The organism is Paraburkholderia sp. UYCP14C, assembly GCF_004197395.1.
Taxonomy (GTDB): Bacteria; Pseudomonadota; Gammaproteobacteria; order Burkholderiales; family Burkholderiaceae; genus Paraburkholderia.
Genome location: NZ_SELS01000017.1, coordinates 21,404 through 37,311 on the forward strand (window position 1 = coordinate 21,404; position 15,908 = coordinate 37,311).

Annotated in this window: 13 protein-coding genes; 5 read left to right on the forward strand and 8 right to left on the reverse strand. The window is 64.6% G+C overall.

What is annotated here, in order from left to right:
- Positions 1-44: 44 nt before the first annotated feature.
- Positions 45-962: a LysR family transcriptional regulator gene (locus EVC45_RS17490; RefSeq protein ID WP_129959200.1), complete on the reverse strand. Its 918-nt coding sequence runs from the start codon at positions 960-962 to the stop codon at positions 45-47.
- A gap of 104 nt (positions 963-1,066) precedes the next feature.
- On the opposite strand from EVC45_RS17490, the gene mdlC reads away from it, so the two are divergent.
- The 5 genes from mdlC to EVC45_RS17515 all read left to right on the forward strand — a co-directional run bounded on the left by mdlC (position 1,067) and on the right by EVC45_RS17515 (position 8,025).
- Positions 1,067-2,710: a benzoylformate decarboxylase gene (mdlC, locus tag EVC45_RS17495; RefSeq protein ID WP_129959201.1), complete on the forward strand. Its 1,644-nt coding sequence runs from the start codon at positions 1,067-1,069 to the stop codon at positions 2,708-2,710.
- 36 nt (positions 2,711-2,746) lie between these two features.
- Positions 2,747-4,198 (forward strand): aldehyde dehydrogenase, encoded by a 1,452-nt coding sequence (locus tag EVC45_RS17500; protein ID WP_129959202.1) that lies wholly within the window; start codon positions 2,747-2,749, stop codon positions 4,196-4,198.
- A 26-nt stretch (positions 4,199-4,224) separates the two neighbouring features.
- On the forward strand, positions 4,225-5,148 hold the full coding sequence (locus EVC45_RS17505) for a ketopantoate reductase family protein (protein WP_306770782.1): 924 nt from the start codon (positions 4,225-4,227) through the stop codon (positions 5,146-5,148).
- A gap of 85 nt (positions 5,149-5,233) precedes the next feature.
- On the forward strand, positions 5,234-6,652 hold the full coding sequence (locus EVC45_RS17510; protein ID WP_373683028.1) for an MFS transporter: 1,419 nt from the start codon (positions 5,234-5,236) through the stop codon (positions 6,650-6,652).
- 233 nt (positions 6,653-6,885) lie between these two features.
- Positions 6,886-8,025 (forward strand): porin, encoded by a 1,140-nt coding sequence (locus EVC45_RS17515; RefSeq protein WP_129959205.1) that lies wholly within the window; start codon positions 6,886-6,888, stop codon positions 8,023-8,025.
- A gap of 108 nt (positions 8,026-8,133) precedes the next feature.
- Here EVC45_RS17515 and EVC45_RS17520 read toward each other — a convergent pair whose 3' ends face one another.
- From EVC45_RS17520 to EVC45_RS17550, 7 genes are all read right to left on the reverse strand, one after another.
- Entirely contained in the window at positions 8,134-8,865 is a 732-nt protein-coding gene (locus EVC45_RS17520) for a DUF2278 family protein (protein ID WP_129959206.1), read from the reverse strand.
- Between the two features lie 265 nt (positions 8,866-9,130).
- Positions 9,131-9,865: an alpha/beta fold hydrolase gene (locus EVC45_RS17525; RefSeq protein ID WP_129959207.1), complete on the reverse strand. Its 735-nt coding sequence runs from the start codon at positions 9,863-9,865 to the stop codon at positions 9,131-9,133.
- A gap of 338 nt (positions 9,866-10,203) precedes the next feature.
- Positions 10,204-11,658 carry an aspartate aminotransferase family protein gene (locus tag EVC45_RS17530; RefSeq protein ID WP_129959208.1) on the reverse strand — a complete coding sequence of 485 codons (1,455 nt, stop codon included), beginning with the start codon at positions 11,656-11,658 and terminating at the stop codon, positions 10,204-10,206.
- A gap of 50 nt (positions 11,659-11,708) precedes the next feature.
- Entirely contained in the window at positions 11,709-13,043 is a 1,335-nt protein-coding gene (locus EVC45_RS17535; RefSeq protein WP_129959209.1) for a glutamine synthetase family protein, read from the reverse strand.
- Between the two features lie 33 nt (positions 13,044-13,076).
- Entirely contained in the window at positions 13,077-13,892 is an 816-nt protein-coding gene (locus EVC45_RS17540) for a gamma-glutamyl-gamma-aminobutyrate hydrolase family protein (RefSeq protein WP_129959210.1), read from the reverse strand.
- 269 nt (positions 13,893-14,161) lie between these two features.
- Positions 14,162-14,383, reverse strand: a complete 222-nt coding sequence (locus tag EVC45_RS46735) for a hypothetical protein (protein WP_233853204.1) — start codon at positions 14,381-14,383, stop codon at positions 14,162-14,164.
- Positions 14,384-14,630: 247 nt separating this feature from the next.
- Positions 14,631-15,650: a VTT domain-containing protein gene (locus EVC45_RS17550; RefSeq protein ID WP_129959212.1), complete on the reverse strand. Its 1,020-nt coding sequence runs from the start codon at positions 15,648-15,650 to the stop codon at positions 14,631-14,633.
- Positions 15,651-15,908: the final 258 nt, after the last annotated feature.

A 15,908-nucleotide genomic window follows, 5' to 3' on the forward strand; every position in this document is an offset into this window, starting at 1 on the left:
CATCGGGTAAACGCCGAGAACAGGGCAGCGCGTGGCGGAAGCGGTCAGCCGGTGGTCATTCCCTCCGACGTCAACTGCCGCAACTGCTCCAGCAGCTTGACCGCCGGACTCGGCAGGATCCCCTGGCGCCGCCGGAACGCGGTCAGCGTGCGCCGCCCGACCACGCCCGGAATGCCGAGCGTATCGAACACGCCGGCCTTGCTTTCGGTCACGTACATCGTCGACGCCATCCAGCTCAGAAAGCCGGAACGCGCGACCAGACTCTTCAGCGCCGTGACCGAGCGCGTTTCGACGACGACGTTCGGCAGCCCCAGCCCGCGCTCGGCAAACACGCCCTGCATGTGCTCGAACGGGCCGGTGCCGCGCGGCGGAATCGCCCAGCGCTCGCCCAGCGTGTCGGCGAGCGTGAGCTCGGGCTTGCGCCGCAGCGGATGATCGAGCGCGGCGACCACGTAGCTCGCGTCTTCCCAGCGGCAATCGGCGATCGCGGTGATCTCGTCGGTATCGGGCACGGCCATGCTGAGCGCGAGGTCGATCTCGCGTTTGACGAGCGCATCGGCGAGCCGGTCCCACACGCCCTCGATGATTTCCACGCGCAGGTTCGGCCACTTCGTCAACACGCCGCTGACCGCGAGCGGCAGCACGAGACTCGCGATGCTGCCCACCGCGCCGACGCGGATCGTGCCGCGCGCGAGCCCGCGCATGGCGTCGATTTCCTCGCGCGCCTGTTCGGCTTCGCGTTGCAGCAGGATCGCGTGCGGCAGCAGCGCCTCGCCGACCGCGGTCAGATGCATGCCGCGCGAATGCCGCTCGAACAGCGGCGCGCCGACCTGTTCCTCGAGACGTCGGACGGTCCGGCTCAGCGCCGGCTGTGTGATGTGCAGCGCTTCGGCGGCACGCCCGAGGCTGCCGCTCTCGACGATCACCGCGAACGCCTGCAGTTGTTGAAGGTTGTAAGTCATGCCAAAAGGTAATGCCTTTTGGCGAATTAGGCAATTTTCGGTTACCAGGGCGGCCGTGATAATGGCCTTTCGATTTTTCGCGCTCACCAGACAGGAGGCCTCGCATGACAGGCAGCGCGCCGCAACAGAATCACGCACCGGCACAGGATCAGGGCACGCAATGGACCGTGCGCGACGCGGTCATCGACTTCGCGCGCCGCGTCGGCATGACGTCGATCTTCGCGAACCCAGGCTCGACCGAGCTGCCGATGTTCCGCGATTTCCCCGCGGATTTCCGCTACGTGCTCGGTCTTCAGGAAGCGGTCGTGGTCGGCATGGCCGACGGCTACGCGCAGGCCACCGGGAACGCGGCGCTCGTGAACCTGCATTCGGCGGCGGGCGTCGGCAACGCGATGGGCAATATCTTCACGGCGTTTCGCAACCGCACGCCGCTCGTCGTCACCGCGGGTCAGCAGGCCCGCTCGATCCTGCCGTTCGATCCGTTCCTCGCCGCGACCCAGGCCACCGAATTGCCGAAGCCCTACGTGAAGTGGAGCATCGAGCCGGCTCGCGCAGAGGACGTGCCGCTCGCGATCGCGCGTGCCTACGCGATTGCGATGCAGGAGCCGCGTGGCCCGGTGTTCGTGTCGATTCCCGCCGACGACTGGGATCAGCCGGCCGAGCGGGTCGCGGATCGTGAGGTCGCGCACATCATGCGTCCCGATCCGGCGATGCTCGACCGGATCGGCGCGGTGCTCGATGCTTGCGAGCGGCCGGCGTTCGTGGTCGGCGGCGCGGTCGATCGCGCGGATGCGGCGGCGGAAGTCGTGCGGCTCGCGGAGCGGCATGCCGCGCGCGTCTACGTCGCGCCGATGACCGGACGGTGCAGCTTCCCCGAAACGCACCGGTTGTTCGCGGGCTTTTTGCCGGCGATGCGCGAGCGCATCGTCGAATTGCTCGGCGCGCACGACGCGATCTTCGCGATCGGCGCGCCCGCGTTCACGTATCACGTCGAAGGCAGCGGTCCGCATGTGCCGCCGGGCGCGCGGCTGTGTCAGTTGATCGACGATCCGGGAGTCGCCGCATGGACGCCGCAGGGCATCGCCGCGGTCGGCAACGTGCGGCTCGGCGTGCAGGATCTGCTCGCGCGCGCCGCGCCCAAAGCGCGCGAGTTGCCCGCGCCGCGAGCAGTGGCGCCGCGTGCGCTGCCGCCCGCGCAGGGCGAGCGGATGTCGGTCGCGTTCGCGTTGCAGACCCTCGCCGAAGTGCGCGATCCCGCTGGCATCGTCGTCGAGGAAGCGCCGAGCTCGCGGCCCGTCATGCAGACCTATCTGCCGATCGCGCGCCCCGGCACTTTCATGACGATGGATAGCGGCGGCCTCGGCTACGGCATGCCTGCGGCGGTCGGTGTTGCACTTGCGCGGCCGGGCGAGCGCGTGATCGCGCTGATCGGCGACGGTTCGAGCATGTACTCGATCCAGGCGATCTGGAGCGCGGTGCAGATGCGGCTGCCGATCACCTTCGTGATCCTGAACAACACGCGCTACGCGGCGTTGCAGGATTTCGCGCCGGTGTTCGGCTTCGCGCCGGACGAGACGGTGCAGGGCACGGACCTGCCGGGGCTCGACTTCGTGACGATCGCGGCGGGCATGGGTTGCCCGGGCGCGCGCGTCAGCGAGGCGGCTGAACTTGCCGACGTGTTGCGTCGCGCGTTGTCCGCGGATGACGTCAAAAGCGGTCCCACGCTCGTCGAAGCGATCGTCGCTTAACGCGCATTTCCCATCTGGAGTGGAGAGAGACAAACGATGAAAAACGTATCGATGCTGATTGCCGGTGAACAGGTACAAGCGCGCAACGGCGCGACCTTCGAGCGCCGCAACCCGCTCGACGGCGAAGTCGCCACGCGCGCGCCGGCCGCGACCGTCGAAGATGCCGTCGCCGCTGTCGATGCCGCCGCCGCAGCCTTTCCGGTGTGGTCCGCACTTGGACCGAGCGAGCGCCGCGCGCTGCTGACGAAGGCCGCGCACGCGCTCGAAGCGAAGGCCGATGCCTTCGCCGCCGCCATGGCCGCCGAGACCGGCGCGTCGGGGATTTGGGCCGGCTTCAACGTACATCTCGCGGCGGCCGGGCTGATCGAAGCGGCCGCGCTGACCACACAGATCGCCGGCGAACTGATTCCGTCCGACGTGCCCGGCAGTCTCGCGATGGGCGTGCGCCAGCCCGCGGGCGTCGTACTCGGCATCGCGCCGTGGAACGCGCCGGTGATTCTCGCGGTGCGCGCGATCGCGCTGCCGCTCGCGTGCGGCAACACGGTCGTGCTGAAGGGCTCGGAGATCTGTCCGGCAACGCACGGCCTGATCATCGAGGCGATGCAGGAGGCGGGTCTGCCGCGCGGCACCGTGAACTTCGTGACCAATGCGCCGGCCGACGCTGCGCGCATCGTCGACGCGATGATCGAACATCCGGCCGTGCGTCGCGTGAACTTCACGGGCTCGACGCGCGTGGGTCGCCTGATCGCCGAAACCTGCGCGCGCAATCTGAAGCCCTCCGTGCTCGAACTCGGCGGCAAGGCACCGCTCGTCGTGCTCGACGACGCCGATATCGGCGCCGCCGTCGATGCGGCCGTGTTCGGCGCATTCGCGAATTCCGGGCAGATCTGCATGTCGACCGAGCGGATCATCGTCGACGACAGCGTCGCCGATGCGTTCGTCGAGCGGCTAGCCGCGCGTGCGCGCGCGTTGCCGCTCGGCGATCCGCGCAAGGGGCCGGTCGTGCTCGGCTCGGTGGTCGACATGAGCACCGTCGAGCGCTGCAACGCGCTGATCGACGACGCGCTGGCCAAAGGCGCGACGCTCGTCTGCGGCGGCAGGAGCGAAACCACGCTGATGCCCGCGACGCTGCTCGATCGCGTGACGCCGGACATGCGCATCTATCACGACGAATCGTTCGGGCCGGTCAAGCCGATCGTGCGCGTGCGCGGCGAGGAAGCCGCGATCGCCTGCGCGAACGACAACGAGTACGGGTTGTCGGCGGCGGTGTTCAGCCGCGACACGGCGCGCGCGCTGAACGTCGCGAAGCGCATCGAGTCGGGCATTTGCCACGTGAACGGCCCGACCGTGCACGACGAAGCGCAGATGCCGTTCGGCGGCGTGAAGGCGAGCGGCTTCGGCCGCTTCGGCGGCAAGGCGGGGATCGCGGAGTTCACCGATCTGCGCTGGGTCACGCTGCAAACGACCCCGCGTCACTATCCGTTCTGACGAGGACGATCTCGATGCTCGAGCCTTTGGACATCGCGATTCTCGGCGCGGGCGCGATGGGTTCGCTGTTCGGTGGACTGCTCGCCGAAGCGGGTCATCGCGTCACGCTGGTCGATATCGACGACGCGCATCTCGGCGCGATTCGCAGCGAAGGGCTGCGCGTCACTACGGACGCTGGTTCGCGCGTGATCGGCGATCTGTGCGTATGCCGTCCGGACGAGGCCGAGACGGCGCCCGAGCTGCTGATCGTTTTCACAAAGACGCAGCACACTGATGCGGCGCTTGCGTCGGCGCAGGCGCTGCTCGGTTCGCGCACGGCGGTGCTGTCGTTGCAGAACGGGCTTGGCAACGTCGAGCGGATTGCGCGGTATGTACCGCGCGAACGCGTGATGGTCGGCATGACGACGTGGCCCGCGGACAAGTCGGCGCCCGCGCAGGTCAGCTCACACGGTGCCGGAGAAATCCGCCTGATGAGCGCGGACGGCGACATGCATGAGCACGTGCGGCGCGCGGCCGAGGCGCTGAACTCCGCCGGCCTGAACTGCATCGCCGATCCGCATGTGTGGTCGGCGATCTGGCAGAAGGTTGCGTTCAACGCCGCGTTGAACAGCCTGTGCGCGCTCACGCAATGCACGGTCGGTGAACTGTCGAACGTGCCGGACGGCGAGGCGCTGACGCTGAAGATCGTCGCCGAGGTTGCGGCGGTCGCGCGCGCAAGCGGGATCGCGTTCGACGAAGCGCATGTCGTCGATACCGTGCGGCATGCGCTCGCGCATCATCGCGCGCATCGGCCGTCGATGCTGCAGGACGTGCTCGCGGGCCGGCAGACCGAAATCGAGGCGATCAACGGCGCGGTCGTCGCGGCGGCGCGCGCGGCGGGTGTTGCCGTGCCTTGCACCGAGTGTCTGCTGCAACTCGTGCGGCTCGTCGATGCGCGCGGTTCGCACTGACGCTTGACGGACCACGTCCAGCGCGAATCGTGCTGGCCATACTGACGACAACAAAAATCGCGCGTGCAGCGCAAACAACGGAGACATGTTCATGAATTACGTTCCTCCCGCTTCGGCCGCGGCCTCCACCGCGCGCGACGGCGCGGCGCTCGCCGGCATGACGCGTGGCGGCAACTCGGTCGACATCGGTCATGCGCTCGACGACGGCCCCTACACGTTGCTGCAGAAGATCGCGGTGGTGCTCGCGGCGCTGTCGATCGTCGTCGACGGCTTCGACAGCCAGCTGATCGGCTTCGCGATTCCGATGCTGATCAAGGAGTGGGGCATCACGCGCAACGCGTTTGCGCCGGTGGTCGCATCGGGGCTGATCGGCATGGGTATCGGCAGCGCGTTCGCGGGGCTGTTCGCCGATCGCTTCGGCCGCCGCTGGGCCGTGATCGGCAGCGTGTTCGTGTTCGGCCTCGCGACCTGCGCGATCAGTCTCGCGCCGAACGTCGCGGCCATCGCGGCGCTGCGCTTCATCGCGGGGCTCGGCATCGGCGGCGCGCTGCCGACCTCGACGACGCTGACCGCCGAGTTCACGCCCGCGCGTTTTCGCACCTTCGCGGTGACTGCGACCATTCTGTGCGTGCCGCTGGGTGGCATGGTCGCGGGGTTGTTCGCCGGCCAGGTGCTGCCGGTTTATGGCTGGCGCGGTCTGTTCGTGGCGGGTGGTGTGCTGCCGCTGGCGCTCGGCATCGTGCTGCTTGCCGCGCTGCCGGAATCGCCGCGGTTCATGGCGCGCCGTCCGCAGCGCTGGCCCGAACTCGTGAAGCTGCTGCGGCGCATGGCGCGCGACGTGTCGGCCGATGCGACTTTCACCGACGTGCGCGAACAAAGCGCCGAGAGACACGTCGGCTTTACCGCGCTGTTCCGCGATGGCCGTTCGCGCGACACCGTCGCGATCTGGGGCGCGTTCTTCATGTGCCTGCTCGCGGTGTACGCGGCATTCAGCTGGCTGCCGTCGATGCTGACCAGCGAGGGTTTGAGCGTGTCGCTCGCAGGCTACGGCCTGAGCGCGTACAACCTTGGTGGCGTAATCGGCGCGGTGCTGTGCGCGCTCGCGATCGGGCGCTACGGCTCGCGCTGGCCGCTGCTGCTGTGCTGCGTGGGCGGCGTCGCGAGTGCATGGATGCTGCTCGGCGTCAGCGCGACGCAGCATACGGCGTTGATGATCGTCGGCCTCGGCTTGCACGGGCTGTTCGTCAACGCGGTGCAATCGACGATGTACGCGCTGTGCGCCTACGTTTATCCGACCAGCGTGCGGGCAACGGGCACCGCGTCGGCACTCGCGTTCGGGCGCGTCGGCGCGATTCTTAGCGCGTTCGCGGGCGCTGCGGTGATCACGGCCGGCGGCGCATCGGGCTATCTGCTGATGCTCGGTATCGCGATGGCCGTCGTGCTGATCGCACTGGCCGTGGTGCAGCGGCATATTCCGCGTCGAGGCGCCGAGACAGCGCGCTGATCGACGCGACGTCCTTCGCGGTGCGTTCGTATCGCGAAGGACGATTGCGCGTGATCTTCTGATTTTCCCCCTTGCAGTTATCCGTTTCTCGCACATCGCGAGTGGATGGAGCACGTCCGTATGTAGCCGCGTGTGCAAACCGAAAAACCGCTGGGCGTGCGTAGTCTGGTGCGCCCTATAACAACCGGCCGCCTACCCGCTCGTACCGGCAGGCCAACAATAAACAGGAAATCATGGAGACTTCGAAGTTACGGATTGCAGCAGCACTCGTGTTGTCGGGCGCAATGGCGTCCGCGCAGAGCAGCGTGACGCTGTACGGGATCGTCGACACGGGTGTCGAATACGTTTCGCACGCGAACGCGGCAGGCGATAGCCTCGTGCGGATGCCCGGCATCACCGGCGAAATGCCGTCGCGCTGGGGCATGCGCGGCAACGAAGCATTGGGGAGCGGGCTGTCGGCGATCTTCGCGCTCGAAAGCGGATTCAACATGCGCAATGGCACGTTGAATCAGGGCGGCCGGCTGTTCGGACGTCAGGCGTGGGTTGGATTCGATACGCCGTACGGCGCGCTGACGTTCGGCCGCCAATACACGATGACCTTTTGGGCGCTGTCGAGCGCGGACCTGCTCGGCCCGGACATCTACGGCGGCACCGCGTCGTTCGATCAGTATCTGCCGAGCGCGCGTAGCGACAATACGATCGTCTACAAGGGCAGCTATGCGGGTTTCACGTTGGGCGCGACATGGTCGTTCGGCCGCGATTCGACGGGCACCGGCAATTCGCCGGGGCAGGGAACCTGCGCGGGGCCGACAGCCGGCAACGGGCCGACTTGCCGCGAATGGTCCGCGATGCTGCGCTACGACCGCAATGGCTACGGTGTCGCCGCGGCCTACGATCAGCAACACGGCGGCCCGGGCGCGATGGCGAACATGTACGACGGCACGCCGACGTTCGACTTCAGCAATCCGGACGACACCGACGTGCGTATGCAACTGAACGGCTACGGCCACATCGGCAACTTGCGGGTGGGCGGCGGCTGGCTCGGGCGGCGCGTCGACACGGTGTCGCCGGCCACGCCGAACGTGCATTCGGACCAGTACTATCTGAGCGCGTCGTATCCGGTTACGCCGGCGTTCGTCGTCGATGGCGGCGTGTATCACATCGTCAATAGCCGCGACGATGCGCGCGGCACGATCGCCGCATTGCGCACGACGTATCTGCTGTCGAAGCGCACGGCGGTGTATCTGCAGGGCGCATATCTGTGGAATAGCGACAAGGCCGCTTATACGGTCAGTCAGGGCGGCGGCGGGACGACGCCGGCGCCGGGCGCGAGTCAGCTTGGGGTGATGGCGGGGCTGCGGCACAGCTTCTGATCGCCGTGTTGCACGACAGCGCGGCCGCATCGTAGTTGCCGCGCCGTTTCAGCCACACTCCATTCGAGCGTGGCCGAATTGCATTAGTCAAACGCACACGCAGCGCGATCAACCTTGCTGGATATAAGCGGGCAACGCCAGCGCATTCGCGACCGGATCGCCGGCCGCATTGGTCGGCAGATACTGCGTCTGAAACGCGGTGAACATCGCGGCAAAACCATCGGCGCGCTGCACGATCACCGCGCCATCCTGGAACGCGCCGTTTTCGTTGTAATGCGGGCCGCGCGGATTGCCCTGATTCATGTGGGTCTCGTGAAGGCCGTCCTTTTTCGGCAGGAATAGAAAGCCGAACCCGTAGACCACGATGCCCGCTGTCGTCGGTGTCCAGAAATCGCGGTTGTGCAACTGACCGCTGCCGTTGTCGAAAGGCAGGCTTTGCGACGGCTGCGTTTCGTCGATGCTCAGGATCTCGTCGATGATGTCGTTGACGTCGGCGCGATTGCCGTTTTGATCCTCGTAGGGGACCGGCCGCATGCGGTGAATGTCGAGCAGGCTGCTGTCCTGGAAGTAATCGAGCCGCGGAAAACCGCTGGTGTAAAGGCCGAGGTTCAGCGGCTGCAGTTTCGCGGTTAGCGGATCGGCGAAGTTCAGATCGGCGTAGAAGTACACGTCGTCGTTACCGCTTGCGCCCGGTTGCGTCGACGCCGAATTCACGACGATGTTGAATGGCGTGTTGTCGTTGCCGGAAACCGTAATCACATAGTGCGGACTGCCTACATACGAATCTTTGAAAGGCGCCGCGCGCAGCAGGTTTCCCTTGAACATGCAGTATTCGTTCATGACTGAATGACCTTGTCGAAGTTGACGAACGGAAAGCGACTCGCGTCCAAGCATACGGTGCTACTCGTGGATAAACAACCGCTTCTGCTGTCATACGGTTGCAATGTTGATGCGGCTTGGATGAGGCCTTTTCGATCAGACTGGCAGGGTTGGCAACGCGGGTACGCTGGTGTTTTTATCAAAACGTTGTTGCTGTCTCCGAACAAAAAATGCCAACCAGTGAAGCCGACATGCGACGCTGGCGGCAACGCGTACTTCGCCCAGATCAGTGAGCCGTTTCGAACCCGGCCGCCCACCGAGCCCATTCAACCAGCACTTCGGTCACATCGCCCGGCCGCTCCATCGTGCACATGTGACCGCTTCGCTCGATCACGCGAAGCCGCGAGCCACGTATCTGCGCGTGCATCTCCTCGTGGCGCGCCAAGGGACTCCATTGGTCATCGCGGCCGCACACGATCATCGTCGGGCACGCGATGTCGCCAAGCAGCGCCGTCGCATCAGGACGATCGAGCAACGCGCGGATCTGCGCCGCGAATTTGTCCGGCGTGCTTCGGTCGATCATGTTGAGCACCGCCTCGTAGACGGCGCAATCGTGGCGATCGGCGTTGACCATGCCGGGCGCCCACTCATTGCCCATGGCGCGCATGCTCTTTGCGCGCGCGAGTTCGAGCAGTCGTAGCCGCTGCGCGCGCTCGTTTTCGCCGGCCTCGCCGGCGGCGCGCGCGGTGCAGCCGGTGTCGAGCAACGCGAGCCCGGCGACACGTTCCGGTGCTCGCCGGAACACTTCGAGCGCGACCCGTCCTCCCATCGAATGACCCGCGACCAGCAGACGGTCTCCCGATACCGACTCGAGCACGAGTTCGGCCATCGCGCCGAGCGAGTCGCGCATGCCGTAGTCGGGCACGAAGCAGTCGCCGATCGCGCCGAGTGCGCCGCGCTGGTCGGCCCAGACTGCGTCATCGCAGAGCAGGCCGGGGAGCAAAACGATTTGGTGGGTCATTGGTGGGTCCTGTGTCGCGGTAGGCGGATAGAAGAAGCGGCACTCGATACGGCGCCATAGTCGAATGGTAACGGCCCGCATGAAAAACTACGATCGAAACGGGCACGCCGACGCGCGAGCCGGTGATCGCGCTCAATGCAAACCGAAAAGGTGGCGGGTCGTTCGACAAATGACTGCGCGAAGAAAGCGCAACGTAGTCTCGGCGAATAGGTTGCTAACCTCGCGGCAGATGAGCCGCGGGAAAATCGCGCAATTAGCGGATTTTCCCGCGTTCGGCAGGGTATGGAAGGACGGCGCCGAAACGAGCAGCCAGTAAGGCGGGTGAATGTAACGCGAGGCTATAGCATGCCCATCTGCCGCGCGGTCGCATCGATCGCCGCTTTGGCCTTCGAAACGATTTCGTCGATTTCCGGCCGGCTGATCACGAGTGGCGGCGACAGCAGCATCCGGTCGCCGCTCGCGCGCATGATCAGATTGCCGTCGAAGCAGAAGTCGCGGCACAACGTACCGACCTCGCCGCCATTCGCAAAGCGCTTGCGCGGGAGCGGCACCTCGGCGAGTTGCACGGCCGCCACGAGCCCCGCGCCGCTGATCTCGCCGACGATAGGATGAGCCGCGAACGTCTCGCGCAGCTTCTTCTGAAAGTACGGACCGGTATCCGCCTTGACGCGCTCGACGATCTTCTCGTCGCGCAGCAGTTTCAGATTGGCAACCGCGACGGCCGCCGCCACCGGATGCCCGGAGTAGGTGAGGCCGTGATTGAAGTCGCCGTTGTTGATCAGTGCGCGGGCAACGCGATCATGTAAGCCGACGGCGCCCATCGGCACGTAACCGCTCGTCAGTCCTTTCGCGAGCGTGATCAGATCCGGCTCGAAGCCGAAGTGCTGATGCGCGAACCATTCGCCGGTCCGGCCGAAGCCGCCGATCACTTCATCAGCGACCAGAAGTACATCGTACTTGCGGCAAATGCGCTGGATTTCGGGCCAATAAGTGTCGGCCGGAAAGATTACGCCGCCCGCTCCCTGGAAAGGCTCACCGATAAACGCGGCGACATTGTCCGCACCGAGTTCGAGAATCTTCGCTTCGAGTTGCCGCGCGCGAGCCAGAGCGAATGCTTCCGGCGTCTGATCGCTTGCCGCCTCGCCGAAGAAATAGGGCTGGTCGATATGCACGATGTTCTCGACTTTCGACGGCATCTGCTCGTGCATATAACTCATACCGCCTAGCGTGCCCCCAGCGATCGTCGACCCGTGATAAGCATTCTTGCGCGCGATGACGAACTTCTTCGCGCTCTGGCGCTGTGTCGCCCAGTATTGATGGACGATACGCAGCACCGTGTCGTTGCCTTCCGAGCCGCTGTTGCAGTAGAAAAAGTGATTGAATGGCGCGGGCGTCAGTTCCGCGAGCAGGGCCGACAGTTCGATCACCGGCGGATGCGTCGTCTTGAAGAACGTGTTGTAGAACGGCAGTTCCCGCATCTGGCGGAATGCCGCGTCGGCCAGTTCCTGGCGGCCATAGCCGACGTTCACGCACCAGAGTCCCGCCATCCCGTCGATGATCTTGTTGCCTTCCGAGTCCCACAGGTACACGCCCTGCGCCTTGACGATCACGCGAGAACCCGCGCGATTGAGCGAGCCCATATCCGAGAACGGGTGGATATGATGCGCGGCATCGAGCGCGCGGTATTCGGCGGTGCTGCGCGATGGGGTTTGCGATGTCCCCGTGTTTATCGTGCCGCCAGAAGCGGGCGTTTCCTGTTCCGCATCCAGCACGTCTTCATTCTTATAGCTCATACTGCCTCCGTCTTTTCAAAGGTTCTGATTGACCGATTGACCCGCGCCATTTACACATGCAGCAGCAAATGGCGGCGTTCCCACGAACTGATCACGCGGAAGAACGCTTCGTATTCGGTCTCTTTCAGCGCAAGATACGCACGCACGAACTGTTCGCCGAGTACTTCGGCAATCGGCTCGCAGGCACTCATCAACGTCAGGCCTTCTTCCAGATTGCGCGGTAATTGATAGGGCAATGCATAGCCGTCGCTTGCAAGGGGTTCGGTTGCGGCGAGGCGTTGCGTAATGCCGAGATAGCCGGCCGCCAGGGTCGCGGCAATGGCCAGATACGGATTGCAATCGACGCCCGGAATGCGGTTCTCGATGCGGCGCGCGACTGGCGCGGAATGCGGAACCCGGAAGCCGACCGTACGATTGTCGTAACCCCACGCGACATTGATCGGGGCCGCCATGAAGCGCGACAGACGCCGGTACGAGTTGATGTACGGCGCGAAGATCGGCATCAGCGCCGGCGTGTATTTCTGCAAGCCGGCGATATAGCCGGTGAAAAGCGAGGTCGGCTCGCCGTCGGCGGCGGTGAAGAGATTGCGGCCGGTCTCCCTATCGACGAGGCTTTGATGCATGTGCATCGCCGAGCCGGGTTCGCCTTCCATCGGCTTGGCCATGAAGGTCGCGTACATCTTGTGGCGCAACGCCGCTTCGCGCACCGTGCGCTTGAATAGAAACACACTGTCCGCGAGTTTGAGCGGGTCGCCGTGCATGAAGTTGATTTCCATCTGCGCGGCGCCGACTTCGTGTATCAGCGTGTCGACTTCGAGTTCCTGCACGTCGCAGTACTCGTAGATGTCTTCGAACAGCGGGTCGAATTCGTTGACCGCTTCGATCGAATACGCCTGGCGGCCGGTTTCGGCGCGACCCGTCCGCCCGACCGGCGGTTGCAACGGCAGGTCGGGGTCGCGGTTCATATCGACCAGATAGAACTCGAGCTCCGGCGCGATCACCGGTTTCCAGCCGCGCGCCTTGTAGAGATCGAGTACGCGGCGCAACACGCAGCGCGGCGAGATCGCGACCGGTGTGCCGTCGAAATGAACGCAATCGTGGATTACCTGCGCGGTCGGGTCGACCGCCCACGGAATCATCCGGATCGTGCTCGCGTCGGGTACGCACACCATGTCGGGATCGGTGACGCCGGTCAACGAATCGCTTTGCGGATAGTCGCCGGTCACGGTCTGAATCATCACCGCCTGCGGCAGACGCATCGATTCTCCCGATTCGAACTTGCTGCGCGGAATGATCTTGCCGCGCGCGATGCCTGCCATGTCCGGAATGATTGCTTCGATTTCGGTGACGTGATGCTTTTTCAGAAATTCGTCGATGTCATGCATGATTGTTCTCTCTGTCTTGATCCGCGATCCGGGTCATTCGTGCGGGGTTGCAATGGAGTCGGCGCTACTGCTTCGCGCGCTCATGCGTTGGCGACATGCGCGTTCGCGACATGCGTCGCCGAACGCGGCAAATATCCCGGTCGATAACGCGTCGTCCGCATATTTCCATTCCGGGTGCCATTGCACGCCGAGCGCGAATGCGGGAGCGGTGCTGACGCCGATCGCTTCGATCAGGCCGTCCGCCGCAATCGCTTCGACCGTGAGGCCTGTGCCCAGTCGCGCGATGCCCTGACCGTGCAATGAATTCACGCGTGCTTCAAGGGCGCCGCCTGCGAGGCGCTGCAGCATGCCGCCGCGTGTCAGCGCGATCGTGTGTGATGCGGCGTATTGCACGTCGAGCGTGTCGTCCTTGTTCTCGCGATGGTCGTTCAGTCCGCTGACCTCATGAACGCTTTGGTGCAAGCTTCCGCCGAATGCGACGTTCATTTCCTGCAAGCCGCGACAGATGGCGAGAACCGGTACGCCCGCCGCCACTGCCGCGCGGATCAGCGGCAACGTAGTGGCATCGCGCGCGGGGTCGTGCAATGCGCTGGGCGCGCTCGCAGCGCCGTGAGTGCCGCCATAGCGGCGCGGCTCGACGTTCGAATAGCTGCCGGTAAATAGCAAGCCGTCGACGGCGACAAGCACATCGTCGATGCATTGACGTTCGCCGAACGCCGGCAACAGCAGCGCGAGCGCGTGCGAGCCCTCGACGATCGCGGCGATGTACTTTTCACCGACCACGTGCGATGGATGAGCGCCGAGCATCGTTCTATCGGCGGTGATTCCTACTATTGGTTTGTTTCGCATAAAGAATAGGCGTGTCGATCCCACGCCGCGCATCAGGTGAGCGGCGTTCAACAGCGCGTGCGGCAATAAGAGAAAACGCGAAGGCGAGTTAATGCCAAAGCGAATCCGCGCAATAACGCGCAGCGCTAATCAGATTGGAAGCGGTTCGATTGAATCCGTCGCGATGCGCGGCAAACGGTCAGCGCCGCGCGGACGCAAACAGACAGCTCGCGGAAAACGCGCGCAAACGGACGAATCGAGCAGCGAAAAGAGATGCGGGAAGAGAGGCGCTACGGCAGCAGCGAAGCGACTTCGTCTGTGCGCACTGCGATGAATGCGCGTGCGGAGAGGACATTGCGGCGTCGAACGGAGCGACGCGACAGGACTGTGATGACGGACAGAAAGCGGCGAAACGCAAGGCTGCCGTTGCTGCCGTCGGCGCTGGCGCCGTCAGCGCAGATACAACGCGCCTGACTGCGATTCCAATTCACCAAAGGGCCTCGGACTCTCACGATGACACTCGAAGGGCGTAGTTGAGGGGATTGAACGGCCTGTTTCGAATCCACAGCGGACATTGAAAAAACAGGACACGGGTTGATCGGGAAGAAGCGGTGCTAAACCGTAGTAGCTCAATTTGCAGCACCGACCACGCGATTACCCAATAGCTAGGATATACGAGCTAAAAATGCCGTCAATTTATTTTTGTTTTTTGGCAAAACGGCATCGAGCGTGATGCCGTCTGTTTTATCTACCGTTCGTTCACTTCGCGAGACGCGCGCGCACCGTGTATTCGCCTTCGTTACCCTTGTCTTCGAGCATGTGCGCCATCGCGGTGTTGAAGTCGGGCGGCAATGGCTCGACCGGATAGCCGCGCTTTTCCCATGCATCGAGACCACCCTTCAGCGCACGCACATGATGAATGTTCTTGCGATGCAATTGCCTGACGATGCGCTTCGCGGTCGCTTCGTTGGGACACACGCAATAGACGACGATCGGCCGCTTCAGATACTCCGGATGAATCGGATCGGGTGACTCGAGATCGAGCGGGCGCGCGCCGGCAATGCGGTGCGATTCCTGTTCGCGCACGGTGCTCGGCCGCGCGTCGAGAATCAGCGGCGGTTCGTTCGACTTCATCATCGCGTCGAGCTGATCGGGCGAAATGCGCGTATGCGCGAGCCAGCGGCGAAACTGCAAACGGCGCAGCCAGCGATACAGCAGAAACGCCGCGAAGATCACCGCGAACGTATCGAAGATGGTGCCGCCGTTGTGCCGCACGAGCAGCATCAGTTGCACGATCTGGTCGTGCAGGGCGCCGCCGCCGATCACCCAGACGCTCGCCCACAGCGTGGCCCCGACCACGTCCCACCACAGAAACACGCCGACGCCGATCGCGGTCGTGCCAAGCAGCGGCGCGGAAATCAGGCCGAGACCGGGCAGGAACTTCGCGACCGTCAGAATCGGCGCGCCGTATCGCTCATAGGTATTGCGCGCGACGCGCACCGTGGTGTCCAGCGACAGAGAAAAGCGCACGAGGTAATTGAGCAGACGGCGGCCGTACGCGCGTCCGGTGAAAAACCACAGCGAATCGGCGATCAGTGTCGCACCGACCGCCGCGCAGATCACGTTGACGTACGAGGCTTCTCCCACCGCGGCCATCGTTCCCGCGAGAACCAGCATCGGCGCGGCCGGAATCGGCATGCCGAGCTGCGTGACGAGCACGCTCATGAAGACCGCCCACACGCCGGCGGACGGTGGAATAGCGACCGGGAAATGCCACACAACCGCGCTCCTGATAAGGCAATAAAAGAAAAAAGAATCGTCCGCGCCCGAGGCCGTTGCATGCCACGAGCGACGCGAACGGCCGTGCGGGGGCACGCGCGCGCGTCGACGCGAAAGACGGATTTAAGCACAGCTGGCGAGTCGGCGTTGTGAAACAACGCCGACGAAGTCGCGCGCGACCGGCGGATCGGCGCGGGGAACGGCGCGGCGCGACCTGCATGCGCCGCGCGGCAAGCGGATCAAACCGGACTGAGTCGC